Source organism: Geomonas anaerohicana, from assembly GCF_016458305.1.
Taxonomy (GTDB): Bacteria; Desulfobacterota; Desulfuromonadia; order Geobacterales; family Geobacteraceae; genus Geomonas; species Geomonas anaerohicana.
Window position 1 is genome coordinate 296,334 of the sequence record NZ_JAEMHL010000004.1, and the last position, 20,243, is coordinate 316,576.

Sequence of the window (20,243 nt, forward strand, 5' to 3'; positions counted from 1 at the left end):
AAGGAGTGCGTTGCATGGAAAGAGAGATGACCCCCCTCGCGGGGATAACCTATTACCGCCCCCCCCAGGGGACCGAGATAAGCGGGCTGGACGGCAAAGTCGTCTTCACGGTCGGGCCGGAGCCGATCCCGCTGCTGGACGACGATTACCAGGCACTGGAGGGACAGCTTCCCGGCTACGACGCCGTCGGGCGCGGCATCTACCAGGCCCTGCGCACGGACCCGGGCTGCCGCTACTGCGAACTCTACGCGGAGATGCTCAAGGGGTATCCGCACTACGTGTCCGAGCTGGCCAGCCACATCCTGATGCTCGGGGAGAAGGACGTCGAGGTTCCCTACCTGGAGCGGCGGGTGAAGCTGTTGCGCATCTTCGCCCTGATGGAGCCGGAGAACGCGCACTTCCCGCTGGAGATCGGGGCGACTTTGCTGGAGCAGGCCTGCCGCTTCTCGGCGCTGCACCTCTCCACGGTCACCCTGTTCAAGGCGCAAGGCTACCTGGAGCGCGCCCGTGAACTGGGCGGCGACCAGCCCCGCTGCCTCACCACCCTGGCCGAAGTCTCCTTCCTGTTGGGCAAGTACGACAAGGCCGCCTCGCTCTGGAGCCTCTTGCTGCCGCAGGTCGAGGTGACCGCCCAAGCCGAACTGAGGGCGCGCCTGGAGAGGATCGAGCGGGGCGAGGTGCCCCGGGTACCTGCGGTCGACTACCTGGAGGCGATCGCGGGCGCCATGGCCCTGCGTGAGGACGGCGGCTACCAGGAGGCGACCGCCATCCTGAACGACGTCATGGCCGACGCCTGGTTCGCCCTGGAGTTCCCGATGGCCGAGATCCCGTATCTGCTGGCGCTCTGCTGCAAGGACCTGGGCGCCGCCGGTGATGCCCGTTTTTACCTGCGCCAGGCCCTGAAGATCAATCCCGAGTTTGAAGAGGCCAAGGCCACACTGCAGCAACTGGAACAGTAGGAGGAGTCATGTTCGGATTCAGCCCGGCAGATTGGATCTTCATCGCCGGCGTAATGGTGGTAATCTTCTTCTTCGTCGCCATAAGCGGCATGCGCAAACGGTGATCGCTTCTGAGAAAGTTGCCGACGCGTTCCCGCCCCCGGAGGGGGAGGGACAGGGAGGGGGGACGTAGCGGCTCGATCCGGTTTCCCCCTCCCAGCCTCCCCCCTCCAGGGGGAGGTGCGCTTTCCCACCGAGAAAACACCAGTCACAACAACGCATCTGACGCTGGTCTCAAGGAGGTGCTTATGCAAGTTCCTGACATCAAAGAGATACTGACCAAGTATCGTACCGTCGCCGTGGTGGGGCTCTCCCCCGACGCCGGCAAGCCCAGTCACGAGGTCGCCGCTTATCTCAAGCGGGCCGGCTACCGGATCATCCCGGTCAACCCGGCGGTGGCCGAAGTCTTCGGCGAGAAGAGCTATCCGACCATCGCCGAGATTCCGGAGCCGGTGGAGATCGTCGACGTCTTCCGCCGCTCCGAGTTCGTCCCGGAGATCGTGGAGCAGGCGATTGCCAAGGGAGCCAAGGTGGTCTGGCTGCAGGAAGGGGTGGTCCACGAGGACGCCGCGCGGCGCGCCCGCGAGGCCGGGCTCGAGGTGGTCATGGACCGCTGCATGTTGAAGGAACACGTCAAGTGGGTGAAACGTTGATACTGCTGCATGTTGGCAGGAAAAACGGCGGGGTGCCCCATGCCCGATGAAAGCGGCAGGCGCCCCGCCTCGCTGTGGCCCCTGGTCCTGCTCACCTCGTTCTCGCTGCTGCTCTGCTTCTCCAGTTACGGCAACCCCTTCCCCTTCATGGGGACCCTTTACCAAGGGGGAACCGCGCAGCGCTTCGTCTTCGGCGACAGTCTCATCTCGCTGTACCTGCTGCTCGGGGTGCTCAAGCGGCAGCGTCTCACCGTCTGGCTGCTGATCGGTTACAACCTGCTCGACATCTGCAATGCCTGGGTCAACCTCACCCTGATCCCCGCGGCCGAGTACGCGCGCCTGGCCGATGCTCCCGTCCCCGAGGGAGACCTCCTTTCCTCAACGCTGCTCGCCTCCATCGCCCTGATCCTGATGAACATCTACATCTTCAGGGTGAGGCGGGAGTTCGACAATCCTTCTCCCTATCTTTTCTGACTGAGACCAGTCCCGCGAAGATTGTGTAAACGTTAAGTGTCCTCAAATATTCCCCCTTGCCAGCGGGCTTACAACTCTGGTAGTATGTGCGCGCTTCTTTGCAACGGCAGGTGACAGAATTTACTGGCAAAGCCGGTCTTATCACGGTGGTCGGCGTGACACTTCTTTCTCAAAAGGATACCGATGTTCGAGAAGCTTAAGCACGGCCTCCCCGGCTCTTTCTTTCACGCAGAGAACGGCCACCAGGCCGTGAACCTGCATGACACCAGGGGCGTGGGGATCAGGATCGAGCAGTTGAACAAATCCTTCGGGCCCAACCACGTGCTCAAGGACGTCAACCTCGAGATCAAGGCCGGGGAGACCTTCAGCATCATCGGTCCTTCGGGCACCGGCAAGAGTGTCCTGTTGAAACACATCGTGAAGCTGGAGACCCCGGACAGCGGCGAGATCTACATCGACGAGCTCCCGATCTTCGGTGAGGGCGCCAAGCCCACGGCTCACGACTACCGCTACAGCATGGTGTTCCAGTCCTCGGCCCTGTTCAACTCCCTCACCGTGGGGGAGAACGTGGGGTTGTGGCTCCGTGAGAAGAGGGTGTGCAAGGAGCTGCAGGTCCGGGAGATCATCAAGCAGAAGCTGGAAATGGTCGGGCTGGTCGGGAAGGAGGAGCTGCGTACCTCGGAGCTCTCCGGCGGCATGAAAAAGCGCGTCGCCATCGCGCGCTCGCTGGCGATGAACCCGGACCTGATCCTTTACGACGAGCCGACTGCCGAGCTCGACCCGGTCACCACGGACGAACTGGCCAACACCATCCTGAAGCTCAAGGAGAGCACCAGGAACACCACCGTGATCGTGACCCACGACCTGAACTTCGCGCTGTACATCTCGGACCGGATCGCCATGATGCACGGCGGCTCGGTGGTCGAGGTCGGCACGCCGCGCGAGATCAAGAAAAGCGACAATCCCATCGTGCGCGGTTTCATCTACACCACGACCAAGGGGATAAGGGGGGAATAGATGGCAGCACGTTTTCTGCGCCGCGGCAAATTCGTGATCCTCATGGCGCTTTTCCCCCTTCTTTCGGTTTCCTGCGCCGATCTGAAGCAGAGCAAACCCATCCTGCCCATCCGCGACTACGAGAAGATGATCGTAGGCCGCCTCGACGCCGAGTACGTCGGCACCAACAACTGTGTCTCCAAGTGCCACGCCCACGACAAGATCACCGATGACTTCAGCCACAGCATCCACGGTGAACAGATCAAGCCCGAAACCGGGCTGCCGCTGGTCAACTGCGAGTCGTGCCACGGTCCCGGCAGTCTCGCCATCGCGCACCTGAGCGACGACCGCGAGGAGAACACCCGCCTCAAGAAGAAGTGCGACACCTCGACCTTCCTGGACATCATGCACCTCCCGCCCCAGGCCCAATCCCTGATCTGCCTGAAGTGTCACTCGGCGGCATCCATGCCGGTACTGTCCCACTGGAACGCCGGGCCGCACGCGCTGCACGACGTGAGTTGTTTCGATTGCCACAAGCTGCACCAGGGACCGCAGCAGAAGGTGAGCCGGCAGCAGATGTCGGAGATGTGCTTCAGCTGCCACCCCGAGGTGCAGGCGGAAAACTCCCTGTTCGCGCATCATCCGCTTAGGGAGAAGAAGATGTTCTGCGTGGACTGCCACGAGGTGCACGGCTCGACGCAGGACCGCCTGCTCCGGGGCAACACCCCCAAGGAGACCTGCACCAGGTGCCATATGGAGAAGCAGGGCCCCTTCGCCTTCGAGCACGGTGACGTCACCGAGAACTGCATGAACTGCCACACGCCGCACGGGTCGATCAACAACAACCTCCTGAACGCCGCGATGCCGTTTCTGTGCCTGCAGTGCCATACCGGGCACCTGGCCACCAACACGCCCGGGCTGAAGCAACTCTTCGTCAACCGTTGCACGGACTGTCATTCCCAGGTGCACGGCACCGATACCCCGTCCCCGGCCATAACCGGCAGGGGCACGCTACGCCAGTAACAGAAAGGAGCCGGATGGTGGAAAAACCACTCATAAAAACCGTCGTCTCGCCTCTGCTGCTGCTGTTGCTGGCCGCCGGGGGAGTGGCTGCAGCGGACCTGGAGCCGCTTCCGGCCGCGAACCAGGAGGCGCCCGCCGCTACGGAAAAGGATGCTCCCGCCGAAGTACCTGCCGGCACCGTCCCGGACGAGGAGCAGCCCGCGGACGTGACCCCTCCCGCCACCACGGAACAGCCGCCTGCCGTTGGCACCGAGCCCCCCCCGGCAGTCGAGGTGCCCCCGGCCCAGCCGCAGATCGAGGGAGTGCCGCTGCCGGAGGACGAGCGCCAGGTGGAGGTGCTGGAGCAAAAGGGGGGATCGCTCGGCTACAACTTCGTCTTCGGAGAGGGATACCGCGGGCGTGCGATGGAGTACGGCTTTCTCGAGTCCAGCCGCAGCGGCGGGCTCTTCTACCGTCACATGGAGAAGGATACCAACCTGGAGCTGGATGGGTTCTACCTGAACGAGAACGATTACCACGCCGACCTGCTCATGGACTACAAGGGGGATTACCGCCTCCATCTGCGGACCGAGTCCCTGTATCACAACCTGGACCGGGAGATCCTGTTCTCCCCCTCCTTCACCACTGGCCGCACCGATGCCCGCACCCCTGCCACCTACACGGCGGTACAGGACCCGGTGGCGAACTACGGGGTGAGCGTGGTGCAGGATCGGGCGGACTTTCGCTACCGGCTGCACAATTTCCCTCTGCACGTGAACCTGGGTTACTGGCGCTACGTCAAAGAAGGGACCATCCAGCAGCGCTTCGCCGATACCGCCTTCGAAGGGGCCACCAACACCATCTACGCCCAGCGCCGCGCCGTCGATCAGCAGGTCCAGGAAGGGCACGTGGGGCTCGACTCCCACCTGGGCCCGGTTGACTTGGTCTACGACTTCAAGGTGCGCTACTTCGAGGACCGGCTGCCGACCCCGGTGCAGACCTACGAGCCCCGCAACCACTTCAACGGCGCGGCCGACTTTGCCGGCGGTGCGCGGCAGCATAACGAAAACCCGGACAGCAGCTTCTTTTCCCACACCGTCAAGCTGCACACCTCGCTGGCGGGCGGCCTGGTCGGCTCCGGCTCGTACAGCTTCGAGCAGCGCGAGAACCTTTCCGAGTTGAGCGACACCAGCGGCGCCCGGCACATGAAGAGCTACCTGCAAAACGCCGCCGGGGACCTGGTCTATACCCCCACCCGGGAGTACACCTTCGCCGTAAAGTACCGGCGCCAGGAGATCGATCACAACAAGCGCGGGCCTTTCAGCAACAGCGCCTTTGCCGACCCGGTGGTAGTCGCCAAGACACCCAGTGAGTCGACCCGCGACCTGGTCACCGGTACGGTCTCCTACCGCCCTACGCTGCATCTCGCACTGGTGGGCGAGTACCGGGGCGATTTCCTGCGCAGGAACAACGTGACCGACCTGCCGTCGGAGACGACCTGGGGACTGCCGGAGAGCACCTCGACCCACACCGGGTCGCTCTCCGCCTACTATCGTCCGGTGAAGGGACTGAGGACCAGCGCCACCTACAGCTATGCCAGCACCGACCACCCCGCCTACGGCGCCTCTTTCGAGCAGCGCCACGAGGCGAAGCTGCTGGCCACCTACACGGTCAACAACCGCTGGGGGCTCACCAGCCACGCCATCCTACGCCGCGACCAGAACGACGAGGTGCGCAAGTACCTGGTGAACTACCCGTTTGAGCCGCTCTCCTTCTCCCTGGCCCCTTTGACCTCCCGGAGCACCAACAGTGAGAACGCCAACATCGGTGCCTGGTGGGTGCCGTTCCGGGGGCTTACGCTAGGGGCGACCTACTCGTACCTGCACCAGGAGGTCGAGCAGGGCATCCTCTTCACGGGGGTGCGCATCGGCAGCGAGGCCGCCTCCCAGTTTTCCAGCAGATCCCACGTCTATGGCGTCAACGTCTCCTATGCGCTCAGCGAAAAGAGCGACCTGGCGGTGGCGGCACAGCAGATCAGATCTGCTGCCGCTTTCACGCCGACGGACACCACATTTTCGCTCACCAGTAGCACCGACGGCATCAAGGAGATCAGCCAACAGAACACCGTGATCAGTTCGCTTTCGGCACGCGGCGAGTACCGCTTCACGAGCGCGCTTTCCACCACGCTTGAATATACGTGGAACGACTACAACGAGTTGAAGTCCGCCTACCAGAATTACAACGGCACCGTCCACACCATCGTCGCCGGCCTCGCGGCCAAGTGGTGACCAAGGGGTAACGTATCAAGACACTGCTACGTTCCATAGTTCTGCTCCTGCTGCTTGGCGCGGTGATCCCCGCGGCGGACTCCCGTGCGGCCGGAAAGCTGGTTGCGGCTCTCTTGACCTGCGACCTGCCGCGCTACCGCGAGGCCCACAAGGCGTTCGTGAAGGCGCTGGTGCAGAAAGGGTACGATCAGAGTAACGTCGAGGTGATCACCCAGACCCCTAACCCGGACCTCATCTCCTGGTCCAACAGCGTCCGGAAGTTCAACGCCATCGGCGCCGACGTCATCGTCACCTACGGCACCTCCGCCACCCTTGCTGCCCTGCGCGAGTCGCAGGATATTCCCGTTGTTTACGCCGACGTCTACGGTCCCGTGGAGACCGGGGTGGCCAGGAACATGACCTCCAGCGGGCGCAACAGTGCCGGGGTGAGTTCCAAGGTCCCCCTGGTCACGCTGATCAAGACCGCCACCGAACTCAAACCGATCAAGACCCTGGGCATCATCAGCGCCAACCGTGAGGAAGGGGCGCTGGTGCAGCTTAAGGAGGCACGCAAAATTGCCGCGCAAGCGGGGATCGTCCTGGTGGAAACCAACGTCGGCTCGGTTGGCGCCCTGGATGGAGCCTTGGCCACCCTCTATGCCACCAGGGTCGACTGCGTTTACGTTACGGAATGCACCGCCGGGAGCCGTTCCTTCGAAAAGATCGTGCACCGCTGCAACGAGCTGAAGATACCGGTGATATCGCAGATGCCGGGCGCGGCACACAAGGGGGCTGTGATGTCCCTGGAGGCGGACCCTGTCGAACAGGGGCAGCTGGCTGCCGAATACGTGGCGCGCATCCTGAGCGGTAAGAAGCCGTCGCAACTGCCGGTGGTCACGCCGAAACGGGTGGATCTGATCGTCAACCTGAAAGCGGCGCGGCTGCTTGACCTGAACGTTCCCTTCCCGGTGCTCAGCGCGGCGACCCGGGTGCTTAAGTAGATACATCGAGGTATTGATGGGAAGAATTTTGATCGTTGATGACGATGCGGCTTTCGTAGGAGCGCTCAAGGACAAGATCCAGGCGCTCTACCCGCTGCTGGACGTGATAACCTGCACGGAGCCGCTGCTGGCGTTGACCATACTGAGGCAGGGGATGGTGGACCTGTTGCTGGTGGATCTGGAGATGCCGACCCTGGATGGCTCCAAGATCTTCAGCTATGCCCTCTCGGTCGGTATCGACAAGAACCGCATCGTGATCCTTTCCGGGCGTGACTCGGACTACCTGCACGAGCAGTTTCCCATGGGGACCTGTCTGGCGGTACTGAACAAGTACGAGGCGAAGCAGAAGGCGGTGCTGGACATGATCTTCAGCTCGATGCAGAGAAAAGCCGCGGCAAGTTAAAGGCAGGGGCTAGGGACTAGGGACTAGGGGCTAGGGGCTAGGGGACTGGGGACTGGGGACTGGGGACTGGGGACTGGGGACTGGGGACTGGGGACTGGGGACTGGCGAATCGATAGGAAATTGACTACAGGGACGGGCGTTGCTGATGGCGCGGGCGGATTTTACCAGCCCCTAGCCCCCAGCCCCTAGCCCCTGGTTTTTTTTTAGGAGTTACATAGCATGGCAAAGCAGATGAGACTTACCTGTTACGGACGCAGCAAGAGCAAACCGGAGTGGGAATCGATCCTTTCGGGATTTACCTTTGATATCTTTTTCGCTGAGCTTGCGCAGGAACTGCAGCGCTTCGGCATCACCCTGGAACTGGGGGAGGACCCCGGGCAGGTGATCGAGGTGAATGGCTACGGCGATCTTTTGAATTCGATTCGCATCGCCTCGCCGTCGGACGGCATCAGCAACATCTGCATCGGGCATGTGATCGGCCAGAGCCCGCGGCTTGACCTTCAGGAGGACATCCGGCGCGCGGTGAACCGCATCGCGTTCGCACCGGAGACCGTGGCTCCCGATGACGAGAACCGCAAGGTCTGCCACAACTGCGGTTGCGGCTGCTAGAGAGGGAAAACTAGAGAGGGAAGATCTCGGCCTTTGCCGTGGCCCCCTCGACGGTGACGATGGCGTAGCTCCCGGGTAGTCCCTCCTTGAGGGCGCCCGGGTTCACCAGCAGCATCCCGTCCGCCGACTGCACGTCGGCCAGGTGGGTGTGGCCGTAGAGCACCACCGACGCTCCCAGTTGTACCCCCCGCCCGATCAGGTGAGAAAGGCCGCTCTTCACATGCTGACGGTAGCCGTGGGTCAGCAGGAATCGGCATTCACCCAGTTCCAGGGTGAGTTCCGCCGGAACCTGCCGGTCCAGGTCGCAGTTGCCGGCCACCCGGTGCACCGGCACCTCCAGCACCTCCTCCATCATGCGAGCATCATCGCAGCCATCCCCTAGATGAACGATGTGATCCACCGGGCCGGCAAGTTCGTGGGCCCTGAAGGCATGGGCATAGTTGCCGTGGCTGTCGGAGATTACCAGTACTCTCATAGTTCCTCTTCCCGTATCTCTTCTACGACAGCAGGATACTCAGCCGAGACCCTGCCGCGGGATATTTGGTTTTGCGCCGTGCCCTGCATAGTGTAGAGTTGTTGGCGTCGCGCGCAATGCTTTATGTCACCCTACTGTTCAGATATAGGACAGAGTCTCGGTAAAAGACAAGCAAAATAAGCTGTAAACGTTTGACCCTGTAGGGGGTAATAATATTCGCCTTTCTTGGCATAGTGTCACATACAGTTTGTGGTGCTGGTGACTTGAGTAAAGTGCTCCCCCTCCCTTGACGGGAGGGGGGACATGTCTGCATTTGAACGAGACGGAGGTATCGATGAAAAAAATGCTGCTGTGGATCGCCGCCTTCGTTGTCGGCCTGTTCCTTCTTTTCAGCGCCTGCGTCGCCGTGGTCACCTCGCTGGTACGCGACGAAGATACCCTCTCCGGCGGAGACGGGGTCGGCGTCGTGGAACTGAAAGGGGTCATCGTCGACGGGCAGGAAACCATTCGCCAGTTGCGGGCCATGAAGAAGGACAACCATGCCAAGGCCGTGGTGTTCCGGGTGGATTCCCCCGGCGGAGTTGTCGGCCCGTCGCAGGAGATCTACGCGGCGGTAAAGGACCTGGCCAAGAGCAAGAAGGTGGTGGTCTCCATGGGGAGCGTCGCGGCCTCGGGCGGTTACTACGTCTCGGCACCGGCCAGCCTCATCTATGCCAACCCCGGCACCATCACCGGGAGCATCGGCGTCTTGATGAAGTTCTCCAACCTCGAGGGGCTGATGGACAAGGTCGGCATGAAGGCCTTCACCATCAAGACCGGCAAGTTCAAGGACACCGGTTCCCCCTCGCGCACCATGACCGACGAGGAAAAGGCGATGCTGCAGGGGGTGATCGACTCCACCCACGGCCAGTTCGTGAAGGCAGTGGCGCAGGGGAGGAGGCTCCCGGAAGAGCAGGTCAGGAGCATCGCCGACGGCAGGATCTTCTCCGGCGAGCAGGCGCTTGCCTTGAAGCTCGTGGACCGCATCGGCTCCATGCAGGACGCCATCGACGAGGCGGCGCGCCTGGGCGGCGTCAAGGGGGAGCCGAGGCTGATCCGCCTGCCCAAGAAGAAGGGGCGTGCTCTCGATTACCTGGTGGAAAGCGCGGCCCAGCGCATCGGCGTCCTCTCCGATTCGGAGAGCGGGGTCAGCGTCGATTATCGTCTCGGTTGGTAGTGGTCCGGCAGGCAAACAGCACGCGTTAGTGCCGCTTCTGACAGTGGCTGAGCCCTTGCCTGTGGCCCCTCCGCTCTCTTTAGATTTACCTTGACAAAAAAACCGCCATCTATATACTGGGAAACTTTGAAAAAGGGGAGATCTTCCTTTGAAGATAGAGATAGATAAGGTGAAAAAGAAGCAGCTCGACCTTACGGAGTCGGAGCCTGCCTCACACTACTCGGCGCTGGTAGAGATGGAAAAAGCGGGTGAGTGTGTCTTCACCGCTCCGGTGAACGCCCAGGTCGCGGCGATCTGGGAGTACGACCACGTAAGGGCCGCCGGCAAGGTGGAGAGTGCTGTGCGCCTCACCTGTTCCCGCTGCCTGGCCGAGTACGATTACCCGATCTCCTCCGACTTCACCATCTTCTACACCCAGAGCAAGGGTGAGGAACTGGACGAGGAAGTCGAGCTTTCCGACGAGGAGCTCATTTCGGCCACCTACAGCGGCGACGAGATCGACATGGATCCCGAAATCGCCGAGCAGGTCGCGCTGGAAGTACCATATAAACCGTTATGCAGCGAGTCGTGCCGCGGGCTGTGCCCCGAGTGCGGAGCTGACCTGAACGCCGGAGAATGTGGCTGTGATCGCGGCGAGATAAACCTGAAAATGGCCGCCCTGAAGAAGATCAAGATAGAAAAGTAAAAAGGAGAACACCATGGCTGTACCTAAGAAGAAGACCTCCAAGTCGCGCAAAAACATGAGGCGTGCACACGATTTCCTCACCGCTCCGACCGTTTCGACCTGCCCGCAGTGCAAGGCCCCGAAACTGCCGCATTGCGTCTGCCCGTCCTGCGGTACCTACAAAGGACGTCAGGTGCTCAAGGCTGAAGAGCTCTAGGATTTCGTCTCACCTAAGCCGTGACTGTTCGGAATCCGCTCCCTAGGGGAAATATGAGAGTTGCTGTCGATGTAATGGGGGGCGACAACGCCCCTCATGTTGAAGTAGAAGGTGCGGTAGCCGCCGCCAGAGAGTTCGGCATCCCGGTAACTCTGGTCGGCGACGTAGAAAAGGTGCAGGCCGAACTGGCCCGCCACGACTGCAAGGGGCTGGACATCGAACTCTGGCATGCCTCTGAAGTCGTGGGCATGCACGACTCCGCTTCCGATGCGGTGCGCAAGAAGAAGGACTCCTCCATCCGCGTCGCCTTCGAGCTGGTTAAGGGTGGCGAGGCCGTCGCAGTGGTAAGCGCCGGCAACTCCGGCGCCACCATGGCGGCCGGCATGTTCGTCCTGAAACGGATGAAGGGCATCGACCGCGCCGCAATCGCCCAACTCTTTCCCACCGTTACCGGTAAGACCCTCGTTCTCGATGTCGGCGGCAACGTCGACTGCAAGCCCATCCACCTGGTCCAGTTCGCCGTCATGGGCGAAGTGTACGCCAAGTTCGTCATGGGCGTCGACAAGCCCAGGGTTGGCCTGCTCTCCAACGGAGAGGAGGACAGCAAGGGGAACGAACTCACCCGGGAAACCAGCGCCCTCCTGCGCGACAAGCCCATCAACTACATCGGTTACGTGGAAGGTCGTGACATCTTCAATGGCTCGGTCGACGTCGTGGTTTGTGACGGCTTCGTCGGCAATGTTGCGCTGAAACTTTCCGAGGGGCTTGCCGAGGCGGTGGGCAAGATGCTCAAGGCCGAGATCAAGCGCAGCTTCCTGTCCCAGATCGGCTACCTGCTAAGCCGCAAGGCTTTCAACAATTTCAAGAAGACCGTAGACTACGCCGAGTACGGCGGCGCGCCTCTGCTTGGGATCAACGGCGTGGGCATGATCTGCCACGGCGGCTCGAACACCAAGGCAATCAAGAACGCGATCCGCTTTGCCCATGAATACGCACTCAAAGGGGTCAATGGCCGCATGGCCGAAAAGCTCAACGAGAGCTTCCCCGGCGAGACTCGCGAGCGTACCGGCCAGAACCCGGACGCCACAGAAAGGGTTGCTTCATGATTAGACCGAGAATCACCGGCACCGGTTCCGCAGTGCCGGAGAAAGTGCTGACCAATTTCGACCTGGAGAAGATGGTGGACACCACCGACGAGTGGATCGTCACCAGGACCGGTATCCGGGAACGCCGCATCGCCGCCGAGGGAGAATACACCTCGACCTTCGCCATCGCCGCCGCAGAGCGGGCGCTGGCAGCCGCCGGGGTGAAGGCGGAGGAAATCGACATGATCGTGGTGGGCACGCTCACTCCGGACTTTCCGTTCCCCGCCACCGCCTGCATCGTGCAGCAGGCCCTCAAGGCCACCAACGCTTTCTGCTTCGACCTCTCCGCCGCCTGCTCCGGTTTCATCTACGCCCTCTCCACCGCACAGAAGTTCATCGTCTCAGGACAGGTGAAGAAGGCCCTGGTGATCGGCGCAGAGGTGCTGTCTCGCATCGTGGATTGGAACGACCGCAACACCTGCCTGCTGTTCGGCGACGGTGCCGGCGCGGTGGTGCTCGAGGCGCAGGAAGGGGAGAGCGGCATCCTTTCCACCCACATGCACAGCGACGGCAACTACTGGGAGATCCTGTACCAGAAAGGCGCCGGCAGCCGCAACCCCGCCAGCCACAAGAACGTGGACGAGGGGCTGGTCTACCTGACCATGCAAGGCAACGAGGTGTTCAAGCTGGCCGTCCGTTCCATGGGCGAAGTGGCCATGGAGGCACTCGAGGCCAACGGTCTCACCGCCGCCGACGTCAACCTGTTCATTCCGCACCAGGCCAACCAGAGGATCGTCGACTCCGTCGGCAAGCGCCTCGGCATTACCGGCGACCGCGTTTTCGTCAATCTGGACCGCTACGGCAACACCTCGGCGGCGTCGATCCCGATCGCGCTGGACGAGGCTGTGCGTGCCGGCCGCCTGAAAGAGGGCGACCTGCTGCTGCTCGACGCCTTCGGCGGCGGCCTCACCTGGGGCTCCGCGCTCGTTCGCTGGTAAGTGCTTCGTCCCCTCGCCCTCCGGGAGAGGGGTAGGGGTGTGGGCGTCGGCAGCTCCTGAGTAGATGCCCGCATGCCGCCGCTCTATTACAAGAAAAAAAGAGGTTACCTATGCAATCCTATGCATTCATCTTCCCGGGGCAGGGTTCCCAGCACGCCGGGATGGGGAAGGATCTGGCGGATAACTTCAAGACCGCCAAGGTCGCCTTCGAGGAGGCCGACGACGCGCTCGGCTTCTCCCTTTCGAAACTCTGCTTCGAGGGGCCCGAGGAGGACCTGAAACTCACCGCGAACACCCAGCCGGCCATCCTGGCCGCCAGTGTCGCGGCATTCCGCGTGCTCAAGGAGGAGTCGCCGCTGGTCCCCTCCTTCGTGGCCGGCCACTCGCTGGGCGAATACTCCGCACTGGTCGCTGCAGGCGCGCTCGACTTCGCCGATGCGCTCCGGACCGTCAGGGCCCGCGGCAGCTACATGCAGGACGCCGTCCCGGTCGGGGTAGGGGCCATGGCCGCCATCCTCGGCGCCGAGGCGGACGTGCTCAAAGAGATCTGCGCCGAGGCGGCACAGGGCCAGGTGGTATCCCCGGCCAACTTCAACTCTCCCGGCCAGATCGTGGTCGCCGGGCACACCGGCGCCGTGAACCGCGCCATCGAGATCGCCAAGGCCAAGGGGTTCAGGAAGGCCATGCTGCTGCCGGTATCCGCACCCTTCCACTGCGCGCTGATGAAGCCCGCCGCCGACAGGCTGGCCCAGACGCTGGAAGCTGTGCAGGTGCACGCGCTGACCGCCCCGGTGGTCAGTAACGTCGAGGCGAAGCCGAACTCCGACGCGGCCCGCGTCAAGCCGCTCCTCGTGGAGCAGGTCTGTGCACCGGTCCTTTGGGAGCAGATCATCCAGAACATCGTCGCCGCCGGCGTCACCAACTTCGTCGAGATCGGCCCGGGCAAGGTGCTGGCCGGCCTCGTCAAGAGGATCGACAAGGAAGCGGCCTGCGTGAACGTGCAGGACGCGGCAGGCGTAAAAGCAATCACGGAGGTGGCGTAATGAGCCTGAACGGACAGGTAGCAGTCGTCACCGGTGCCTCCCGCGGCATCGGCCGGGCCATCGCCCTCAAACTCGCGCAAGAGGGCGCCGCCGTGGTGGTGACCGCCACCACCGAGCAGGGCGCCGCCAGGACCGCCGACGAGATCGTCGCCGCGGGTGGCAAGGCTCTCGCGGTCAAGGTCGACGTTTCGGTCGCCGCCGAGGTTGAGAGCCTCTTCAAGCAGTCAGTGGAGGCCTTCGGCAAGGTTGACATCCTGGTCAACAACGCCGGCATCACCAAGGACGGCCTGCTCCTCAGGATGAAGGAAGAGGACTGGGACGCGGTGCTCGACATCAACCTGAAGGGTTGCTTCAACTGCACCCGCGAGGCCGCGAAGCTGATGTCCAAGGCGCGCTTCGGCAGGATCGTCAACGTCTCCTCCGTCGTGGGCGAGATGGGCAACCCCGGCCAGGCCAACTACTGCGCCTCCAAGGCGGGCATGATCGGCCTCACCAAGTCGGTGGCCAAGGAACTCGCCCGCAGAAACGTCACCGTCAACGCGGTCACCCCGGGCTTCATCGAGACCGACATGACCTCCGAGCTCTCCGAAAAGACCAGGGAGGCGCTCCAGGAGCAGATTCCCATGGGCAGACTCGGCAGTGCGGATGACATAGCGGGGGCGGTCTTGTTCCTCGTTTCCGACGCCGCGGCATACGTCACCGGGCACGTTCTTTCGGTGAACGGCGGCATGTACATGTGAGTCGCCTGACGGCGTTGTTTTTACTTTCAGCGCCAAAAATACCTTTTGCAAATTCTACTTTTCATGCTATGAAATAGCAGTCTTGGGCACAACAAATCAAATAACGTCTAACGTTACAATCAAATGGAGGTAATTGAATGGCTTCGATCGAGAAACGCATTAAAGAGATAGTCGCTGAGCAGCTTGGTGTTGACGAGGCTCAGGTGACCAACGAGTCCTCCTTCATGGACGACCTGGGCGCCGACTCCCTGGATACCGTAGAACTGGTGATGGCGCTTGAGGAAGAGTTCGAAATCGAGATCTCCGACGAGGACGCCGAGAAGATCCAGTCGGTACAGGACGCAATCGACTACATCACTGATCACACCTAGTAGAGAGGGGGGAGTTATGCTTCCCCTTTTTCATGCCGCCTCCGGGCGGCCATGAGTCAACAGTACCTAAGGAGAGTTCAGAGTATGAGAAGAGTTGTTGTCACGGGGGTAGGCGTGGTTTCCCCGCTGGGGACCGGGAACGGCAAGAACTGGGATGCACTGGTATCCGGCACGTCCGGCATCGCTCCCATTACCCGTTTTGATGCCTCCGACCTGCCGGTGAAAATCGCCGGCGAGGTGAAGGATTTCGTTGCTGAAGATTTCATCGACAAGAAAGAGATCAAGAAGATGGATCTCTTTATCCAGTACGCGCTGGCTGCGGCCCACTTCGCCATGGAAGACTCCGGCCTGCAGATCACCGAGGAAAATGCCGAGCGCGTGGGCGTCCTGGTGGGCGCCGGCCTGGGCGGGCTTCCCGCCATCGAGCGTTACCATTCGGCGCTGCTGGAGGGGGGATACAAGAAGGTCTCCCCGTTCTTCATCCCGATGCTGATCATCAACCTCGCTCCGGGGCACATCTCTATCAAGTACGGCGCGAAAGGCCCGAACGTCTCCTCCGTTTCCGCCTGCGCTACCGGCACCCACTCCATCGGTGACGCGTACCATATGATCCAGCGCGGCGACGCCGACGCCATGATCGCGGGCGGCACCGAGTCCACCGTGACCCCGCTCGGTATCGGCGGCTTCTCGGTGATGAAGGCGCTCTCCACCAACAACGACAACCCGGCCGGCGCTTCGCGTCCGTTCGACCTGGGCAGGGACGGTTTCGTCCTCTCCGAGGGTGCCGGCATCGTCGTGCTCGAGGAGTACGAGGCGGCCAAGGCACGCGGCGCCAAGATCTACGGTGAAGTCGTGGGCTACGGTCTGTCCGGCGACGCCTACCACCTGACCTCTCCTGCCCCGGGCGGCGAGGGCGCGGCGCGCTGCATGAAGATGGCGCTGCGCACTGCGGGCATCAACCCGGAGCAGGTCGACTACATCAACGCCCACGGCACCTCGACCCCGTTCGGGGACGTCGGCGAGACCACCGCGATCAAGACCGTCTTCGGCGATCACGCCTACAAGCTGATGGTTTCCTCTACCAAGTCGATGACCGGCCACCTGCTCGGTGCTGCCGGCGGCGTCGAGGCTGTCTTCTCCCTGATGGCGATGCAGAACTCGGTAGTGCCTCCGACCATCAACTACACCGATCCGGATCCTGAGTGCGATCTCGACTACGTGCCCAACACGGCACGCGAGGCGAAGCTCGAGTACGCCATGAGCAACTCCTTCGGCTTCGGCGGCACCAACGCGTCGCTGCTCTTCAAGAGGGTCTAGTCATGATAGTTCTCGGTAGCGATCACGGCGGGCTGGATCTCAAGAACGAGATCAGGAAGATGCTCGAGGCGCGCGGTCTTCCCTGCGAAGACCTCGGTACCCACAACGGCGATTCCGTCGACTACCCCGATTTCGGGATAGCGGTATCCCGCCGCGTCTCCGAGGGGAGCGCCGAGAAGGGGATCCTGGTCTGCGGCACCGGCATCGGCATGTCCATCGTGGCCAACAAGTTCCCCGGCATCCGTGCGGCGCTGGCCACCGACGTCTTCATGGCGACCATGGCCAAGGAGCACAACAACGCCAACATCCTGGTGCTGGGCGGCCGCGTGCTGGAGACCGAGAAGGCCCGCGAGATGGTGGCGGCCTGGCTCGACACCGAGTTCGCCGCGGGCAGGCACCAGAAGCGGCTGGACAAGATCGCCGAAGTGGAGCGCGAACTCAAGGGATGATGCATCACCCAAAAGCGAGCGGGTCAGCACAGCGGCACTGGTAAGACAAACGATTCTAAAGCACGGAACGGGACTCCCAGAGTCCCGTTTTCTCATTTCAACAGCACTTTTTCACTAGGAGAGTCAGACATGTCAGTACTGGAAACATTCGACCCGGCAGTGGCGGAAGTCATCAGGCACGAGACTGAGCGCCAGGAGTACAACCTCGAACTGATCGCCTCGGAGAACTTCGTTTCCCCGGCCGTGCTCGAGGCGCAGGGATCGGTTCTTACCAACAAGTACGCCGAGGGGTATCCCGGCAAGCGTTACTACGGTGGCTGCCACGAGGTGGACAAGGTCGAGAACCTGGCCATCGAGCGCGCCAAGGAACTGTTCGGCGCCGATCATGTCAACGTCCAGCCGCACTCCGGTTCCCAGGCCAACATGGCGGTCTACTTCTCCGTGCTGAAGCCGGGCGACACCGTGCTGGGCATGAACCTCGCCCACGGCGGCCATCTGACCCATGGCTCCCCGGTCAACTTCTCCGGCAAGCTCTTCAACATCGTTCCCTACGGCGTCTCCCAGGAGACCCAGACCATCGACTACGAGGAGTGCGAGCGTCTCGCCGTCGAGCACAAGCCGAAGATGATCGTCGTGGGCGCCTCCGCGTACCCGCGCATCATCGACTTCGAGGCCTTCCGTCGCATCGCCGACAAGGTGGGCGCCGTGGTCATGGTGGACATGGCCCACATCGCCGGCCTCGTTGCCGCGGGCCTGCACCCGAGCCCGGTTCCCTACGCCGAGTTCGTGACCACCACCACCCATAAGACCCTGCGCGGACCGCGCGGCGGCATGATCATGTGCCGCGAGGAGTGGGCCAAGACCCTGAACTCCAACATCTTCCCGGGCATCCAGGGCGGCCCGCTCATGCACGTCATCGCCGCCAAGGCCGTGGCGTTCAAGGAAGCGCTCTCCCCCGAGTTCAAGCAGTACCAGCAGCAGATTGTGAAGAACGCCCAGGCGCTCGCCGCCGGCCTCATGAGCCGCGGCTTTAAGCTCACCTCCGGCGGTACCGACAACCACCTGATGCTGGTGGACCTGTCCCAGACCGAGCTGACCGGCAAGGTAGCCGAGGAGGCACTCGACCGCGCCGGCATCACCGTCAACAAGAACGGCATACCCTTCGACACCCGCTCGCCGTTCATCACCTCCGGTATCCGCATCGGCACCCCGGCAGCCACCAGCCACGGCCTGAAAGAAGCCGAGATGGAGCAGGTGGCAGGCTTCATCGCCGAGGTCCTCGGCAACGTCAATGACGAGGCCAAACTCGCCGCGGTGAAGACCCAGGTGAACGCGCTGATGAAGCGCTTCCCGCTCTACGCCGACCGCCTGAAGTAAGGAGCCGGCCATAATTGAAAGGGAAGGGGGGTGCCTTCAGGCACCCCCCTTTTTTATTCCCGGATAGGTCACCTCCCCCCGGAGGGGGGAGGCTGGGAGGGGGGAAGCCCCACCGTGACGCTGCGCGCCCCCTCCCTGTCCCTCCCCCTCCGGGGGCGGGGACTCTGTTCGGCCATATCTGTCGTGAAGGAAGAGACCGCGAGTTTTAGCTGGAAAATGTGGAGGGGAATCCGGTATGGTTGACGCGGCCGGTTCCAACCGGCTCCTGATGCTTCAGCAGGGGGACGAGGATGCACTTTTTTAACTACCACGAACCGCTCTTTCGCCCGCCCTCCGAGGCCGGCAGTCTCATCTTCCAGATCACCATCGGCTGCTCCCAGAACCGGTGCAAATTCTGCGGCATGTACAAGATGAAGCAGTTCCGGATCCGCTCGCTGGATGAGATCTTCGCGGAGATCAGGTCCATCCCGCCGCGCTACCGCCCGGGCGTGCGGCGCGTGTTTCTGGCCGACGGTGACGCCCTGATCTACCCGCAGCAGGGACTGGAGCGGATACTCGATGAACTTGCCGTGGTCTTTCCTTCCCTCACCCGGGTGGGAGCCTACGCCTCCCCGAACAGCTTGAACCTCAAGAGCGAGGAGGATCTGTCTGCCCTGCGGGCCAAAAAGCTCCGCATCCTGTACTACGGGCTGGAGAGCGGCGACGCGGAAACCCTGCGGCTGATCGACAAGGGATTCGAACCGGACCAGATGCTGGAGCAGTGCCGCAAAGCAAAGGCTGCCGGGATGAAGCTTTCCATAACCGCCATCCTTGGGCTTGCGGGGAGAAAGCGCAGCGCCGAGCATGCTGCCGCCACCGCGGAGTGGATCACGGCGCTGTCGCCGGAATACTTTTCCCTGCTCACCATGTTCCAGCGCCACAACGACGACTTCCTGAAGCTGATCGAGCCGCTGAGCCACGGAGAAATTCTGCTGGAGACCCGCGCGCTGCTGGAGCGGCTGGCCCCGCAAGGAACGATCCTGCGCTCCAACCACGTCTCAAATTTCCTTAGCTTGGCCGGGAGCTATCCGAAGGACCGGCAGCGTCTCATCGATACGGTGGACGCCGCTCTGCTGGAAGCAAAAAGGGACCCCCGCTGGTACGCGGAGATCCCTTCTTATCAAGAGGAATACTACTAGGTTCTATCTCGCCACGCCGCAGAGCCTCAGTTCGCTCTCCAACTTCTCCCGGGAGATGCCGAGTACGCGGCAGGCCTTCTCGCGGTCGCTCTGGTAGCGCTCCATCACCATCAGCAGCAGGGCTTTTTTCAGTGAGGCGGAGAGCTTGTCCATGACGCCCTGCCCTTGGTTTGCTGCCAGGGTGGAGACCAGGGGCTCCAGGTTTCTCTGGAACAGTTCGGCGCTCTCGTTCACGGTGTGGCGCACCGGTTCGGTCCGCTTGAGTCGCACCACGTTCCCCACGCACTGGTCCATGTTGTCCTGCACGAAGCGCAGGGTGTCCCAGTGGCTGTCCACGGACATGTAGCGCAGGTCGTCCTTGGTCCCTTCCGGTGCCCCCTTCTTCCTCAGGCGTACTTCCATAATGGTATAAGCGTAAGAGCCAGACCTTTCATTGGTGCTGCGATCTCTGTATGCCATGATGTCCTCCCGGATGTTGTGCCGTTTTCCCCTTCTTTTACAACTGGCGTACCAAAACTGACCGTGGTGGAGCGTATGCCGTAACTGTCTGATTTTATTATGTAAAATGATGATGTTTCGGTCTGTGCCCGATGGGCTCGGAAAGGGCTTGTCTGTGCTAAACCTGCACAACGAGCTTGTTCGATGTTTGATTTGTGCTGGAATATCGAGGTGTTGAGCGCATTGCGAACTCTGAACAGCAGTATGGGAAT

Annotated in this window: 24 protein-coding genes; 22 read left to right on the forward strand and 2 right to left on the reverse strand. The window is 62.1% G+C overall.

Going from position 1 to position 20,243, the window contains the following annotated elements; translation table 11 throughout:
* Positions 1 to 14 precede the first annotated feature (14 nt).
* The 10 genes from JFN91_RS10435 (at position 15) to JFN91_RS10480 (ending at position 8,403) form a co-directional block, all read left to right on the forward strand.
* Complete coding sequence (locus JFN91_RS10435; RefSeq protein WP_199389148.1) at positions 15 to 959, forward strand: tetratricopeptide repeat protein; 945 nt, start codon at positions 15 to 17, stop codon at positions 957 to 959.
* Between the two features lie 8 nt (positions 960 to 967).
* Positions 968 to 1,063 carry a twin-arginine translocase TatA/TatE family subunit gene (locus JFN91_RS22280; protein ID WP_199389149.1) on the forward strand — a complete coding sequence of 32 codons (96 nt, stop codon included), beginning with the start codon at positions 968 to 970 and terminating at the stop codon, positions 1,061 to 1,063.
* A gap of 183 nt (positions 1,064 to 1,246) precedes the next feature.
* Positions 1,247 to 1,651 (forward strand): CoA-binding protein, encoded by a 405-nt coding sequence (locus JFN91_RS10445; protein ID WP_199389150.1) that lies wholly within the window; start codon positions 1,247 to 1,249, stop codon positions 1,649 to 1,651.
* Positions 1,652 to 1,690: 39 nt separating this feature from the next.
* Positions 1,691 to 2,125, forward strand: a complete 435-nt coding sequence (locus tag JFN91_RS10450) for a hypothetical protein (RefSeq protein ID WP_199389151.1) — start codon at positions 1,691 to 1,693, stop codon at positions 2,123 to 2,125.
* A 183-nt stretch (positions 2,126 to 2,308) separates the two neighbouring features.
* Positions 2,309 to 3,142 (forward strand): ABC transporter ATP-binding protein, encoded by an 834-nt coding sequence (locus JFN91_RS10455; RefSeq protein ID WP_199389152.1) that lies wholly within the window; start codon positions 2,309 to 2,311, stop codon positions 3,140 to 3,142.
* On the forward strand, positions 3,143 to 4,144 hold the full coding sequence (locus JFN91_RS10460) for a DmsE family decaheme c-type cytochrome (RefSeq protein WP_199389153.1): 1,002 nt from the start codon (positions 3,143 to 3,145) through the stop codon (positions 4,142 to 4,144).
* Between the two features lie 14 nt (positions 4,145 to 4,158).
* Positions 4,159 to 6,411 (forward strand): porin family protein, encoded by a 2,253-nt coding sequence (locus JFN91_RS10465; RefSeq protein ID WP_199389154.1) that lies wholly within the window; start codon positions 4,159 to 4,161, stop codon positions 6,409 to 6,411.
* 14 nt (positions 6,412 to 6,425) lie between these two features.
* Positions 6,426 to 7,391 (forward strand): ABC transporter substrate-binding protein, encoded by a 966-nt coding sequence (locus tag JFN91_RS10470; protein WP_199389254.1) that lies wholly within the window; start codon positions 6,426 to 6,428, stop codon positions 7,389 to 7,391.
* Positions 7,392 to 7,407: 16 nt separating this feature from the next.
* The gene (locus tag JFN91_RS10475) at positions 7,408 to 7,794 is read left to right on the forward strand and encodes a response regulator transcription factor (protein ID WP_199389155.1); all 387 of its coding nucleotides are present in this window, start codon (positions 7,408 to 7,410) and stop codon (positions 7,792 to 7,794) included.
* A 219-nt stretch (positions 7,795 to 8,013) separates the two neighbouring features.
* On the forward strand, positions 8,014 to 8,403 hold the full coding sequence (locus tag JFN91_RS10480) for a hypothetical protein (RefSeq protein WP_199389156.1): 390 nt from the start codon (positions 8,014 to 8,016) through the stop codon (positions 8,401 to 8,403).
* Between the two features lie 10 nt (positions 8,404 to 8,413).
* Here JFN91_RS10480 and JFN91_RS10485 read toward each other — a convergent pair whose 3' ends face one another.
* Positions 8,414 to 8,878, reverse strand: coding sequence for a metallophosphoesterase family protein (locus JFN91_RS10485; protein ID WP_199389157.1), 465 nt, complete (start codon positions 8,876 to 8,878; stop codon positions 8,414 to 8,416).
* 334 nt (positions 8,879 to 9,212) lie between these two features.
* On the opposite strand from JFN91_RS10485, the gene sppA reads away from it, so the two are divergent.
* The 12 genes from sppA to JFN91_RS10545 all read left to right on the forward strand — a co-directional run bounded on the left by sppA (position 9,213) and on the right by JFN91_RS10545 (position 19,533).
* Positions 9,213 to 10,094 (forward strand): signal peptide peptidase SppA, encoded by an 882-nt coding sequence (sppA, locus tag JFN91_RS10490; protein WP_199389158.1) that lies wholly within the window; start codon positions 9,213 to 9,215, stop codon positions 10,092 to 10,094.
* A gap of 148 nt (positions 10,095 to 10,242) precedes the next feature.
* On the forward strand, positions 10,243 to 10,779 hold the full coding sequence (locus JFN91_RS10495; RefSeq protein WP_199389159.1) for a YceD family protein: 537 nt from the start codon (positions 10,243 to 10,245) through the stop codon (positions 10,777 to 10,779).
* Between the two features lie 13 nt (positions 10,780 to 10,792).
* Positions 10,793 to 10,975, forward strand: a complete 183-nt coding sequence (gene rpmF, locus JFN91_RS10500; RefSeq protein ID WP_015721360.1) for a 50S ribosomal protein L32 — start codon at positions 10,793 to 10,795, stop codon at positions 10,973 to 10,975.
* A gap of 53 nt (positions 10,976 to 11,028) precedes the next feature.
* The gene (plsX, locus tag JFN91_RS10505) at positions 11,029 to 12,081 is read left to right on the forward strand and encodes a phosphate acyltransferase PlsX (protein WP_183347980.1); all 1,053 of its coding nucleotides are present in this window, start codon (positions 11,029 to 11,031) and stop codon (positions 12,079 to 12,081) included.
* Complete coding sequence (locus JFN91_RS10510) at positions 12,078 to 13,058, forward strand: beta-ketoacyl-ACP synthase III (protein WP_215907350.1); 981 nt, start codon at positions 12,078 to 12,080, stop codon at positions 13,056 to 13,058. Before plsX ends, JFN91_RS10510 begins: the two co-directional genes overlap by 4 nt.
* 110 nt (positions 13,059 to 13,168) lie before the next feature.
* Positions 13,169 to 14,101, forward strand: coding sequence for an ACP S-malonyltransferase (gene fabD, locus JFN91_RS10515; protein WP_199389160.1), 933 nt, complete (start codon positions 13,169 to 13,171; stop codon positions 14,099 to 14,101).
* Positions 14,101 to 14,841 carry a 3-oxoacyl-[acyl-carrier-protein] reductase gene (fabG, locus tag JFN91_RS10520; RefSeq protein WP_199389161.1) on the forward strand — a complete coding sequence of 247 codons (741 nt, stop codon included), beginning with the start codon at positions 14,101 to 14,103 and terminating at the stop codon, positions 14,839 to 14,841. Before fabD ends, fabG begins: the two co-directional genes overlap by 1 nt.
* A gap of 137 nt (positions 14,842 to 14,978) precedes the next feature.
* On the forward strand, positions 14,979 to 15,212 hold the full coding sequence (gene acpP, locus JFN91_RS10525; RefSeq protein WP_012531540.1) for an acyl carrier protein: 234 nt from the start codon (positions 14,979 to 14,981) through the stop codon (positions 15,210 to 15,212).
* A gap of 84 nt (positions 15,213 to 15,296) precedes the next feature.
* On the forward strand, positions 15,297 to 16,529 hold the full coding sequence (gene fabF / locus JFN91_RS10530) for a beta-ketoacyl-ACP synthase II (RefSeq protein WP_199389162.1): 1,233 nt from the start codon (positions 15,297 to 15,299) through the stop codon (positions 16,527 to 16,529).
* 2 nt (positions 16,530 to 16,531) lie between these two features.
* Positions 16,532 to 16,978, forward strand: a complete 447-nt coding sequence (rpiB, locus tag JFN91_RS10535; RefSeq protein ID WP_199389163.1) for a ribose 5-phosphate isomerase B — start codon at positions 16,532 to 16,534, stop codon at positions 16,976 to 16,978.
* Positions 16,979 to 17,107: 129 nt separating this feature from the next.
* On the forward strand, positions 17,108 to 18,355 hold the full coding sequence (gene glyA / locus JFN91_RS10540; protein ID WP_199389164.1) for a serine hydroxymethyltransferase: 1,248 nt from the start codon (positions 17,108 to 17,110) through the stop codon (positions 18,353 to 18,355).
* A gap of 290 nt (positions 18,356 to 18,645) precedes the next feature.
* Entirely contained in the window at positions 18,646 to 19,533 is an 888-nt protein-coding gene (locus JFN91_RS10545) for a radical SAM protein (protein WP_199389165.1), read from the forward strand.
* Between the two features lie 3 nt (positions 19,534 to 19,536).
* Here JFN91_RS10545 and JFN91_RS10550 read toward each other — a convergent pair whose 3' ends face one another.
* Positions 19,537 to 19,992 (reverse strand): hypothetical protein, encoded by a 456-nt coding sequence (locus JFN91_RS10550; protein ID WP_199389166.1) that lies wholly within the window; start codon positions 19,990 to 19,992, stop codon positions 19,537 to 19,539.
* Between the last annotated feature and the right edge of the window lie 251 nt (positions 19,993 to 20,243).

Coding starts and splice junctions, on each gene's coding strand:
- JFN91_RS10435 (WP_199389148.1), top strand. CDS start 15: ATGGAAAGAGAGATGACCCCCCTCGCGGGGATAACCTATTACCGCCCC.
- JFN91_RS22280 (WP_199389149.1), top strand. CDS start 968: ATGTTCGGATTCAGCCCGGCAGATTGGATCTTCATCGCCGGCGTAATG.
- JFN91_RS10445 (WP_199389150.1), top strand. CDS start 1,247: ATGCAAGTTCCTGACATCAAAGAGATACTGACCAAGTATCGTACCGTC.
- JFN91_RS10450 (WP_199389151.1), top strand. CDS start 1,691: ATGCCCGATGAAAGCGGCAGGCGCCCCGCCTCGCTGTGGCCCCTGGTC.
- JFN91_RS10455 (WP_199389152.1), top strand. CDS start 2,309: ATGTTCGAGAAGCTTAAGCACGGCCTCCCCGGCTCTTTCTTTCACGCA.
- JFN91_RS10460 (WP_199389153.1), top strand. CDS start 3,143: ATGGCAGCACGTTTTCTGCGCCGCGGCAAATTCGTGATCCTCATGGCG.
- JFN91_RS10465 (WP_199389154.1), top strand. CDS start 4,159: ATGGTGGAAAAACCACTCATAAAAACCGTCGTCTCGCCTCTGCTGCTG.
- JFN91_RS10475 (WP_199389155.1), top strand. CDS start 7,408: ATGGGAAGAATTTTGATCGTTGATGACGATGCGGCTTTCGTAGGAGCG.
- JFN91_RS10480 (WP_199389156.1), top strand. CDS start 8,014: ATGGCAAAGCAGATGAGACTTACCTGTTACGGACGCAGCAAGAGCAAA.
- JFN91_RS10485 (WP_199389157.1), bottom strand. CDS start 8,878: ATGAGAGTACTGGTAATCTCCGACAGCCACGGCAACTATGCCCATGCC.
- sppA (WP_199389158.1), top strand. CDS start 9,213: ATGAAAAAAATGCTGCTGTGGATCGCCGCCTTCGTTGTCGGCCTGTTC.
- rpmF (WP_015721360.1), top strand. CDS start 10,793: ATGGCTGTACCTAAGAAGAAGACCTCCAAGTCGCGCAAAAACATGAGG.
- plsX (WP_183347980.1), top strand. CDS start 11,029: ATGAGAGTTGCTGTCGATGTAATGGGGGGCGACAACGCCCCTCATGTT.
- JFN91_RS10510 (WP_215907350.1), top strand. CDS start 12,078: ATGATTAGACCGAGAATCACCGGCACCGGTTCCGCAGTGCCGGAGAAA.
- fabD (WP_199389160.1), top strand. CDS start 13,169: ATGCAATCCTATGCATTCATCTTCCCGGGGCAGGGTTCCCAGCACGCC.
- fabG (WP_199389161.1), top strand. CDS start 14,101: ATGAGCCTGAACGGACAGGTAGCAGTCGTCACCGGTGCCTCCCGCGGC.
- acpP (WP_012531540.1), top strand. CDS start 14,979: ATGGCTTCGATCGAGAAACGCATTAAAGAGATAGTCGCTGAGCAGCTT.
- fabF (WP_199389162.1), top strand. CDS start 15,297: ATGAGAAGAGTTGTTGTCACGGGGGTAGGCGTGGTTTCCCCGCTGGGG.
- rpiB (WP_199389163.1), top strand. CDS start 16,532: ATGATAGTTCTCGGTAGCGATCACGGCGGGCTGGATCTCAAGAACGAG.
- glyA (WP_199389164.1), top strand. CDS start 17,108: ATGTCAGTACTGGAAACATTCGACCCGGCAGTGGCGGAAGTCATCAGG.
- JFN91_RS10545 (WP_199389165.1), top strand. CDS start 18,646: ATGCACTTTTTTAACTACCACGAACCGCTCTTTCGCCCGCCCTCCGAG.
- JFN91_RS10550 (WP_199389166.1), bottom strand. CDS start 19,992: ATGGCATACAGAGATCGCAGCACCAATGAAAGGTCTGGCTCTTACGCT.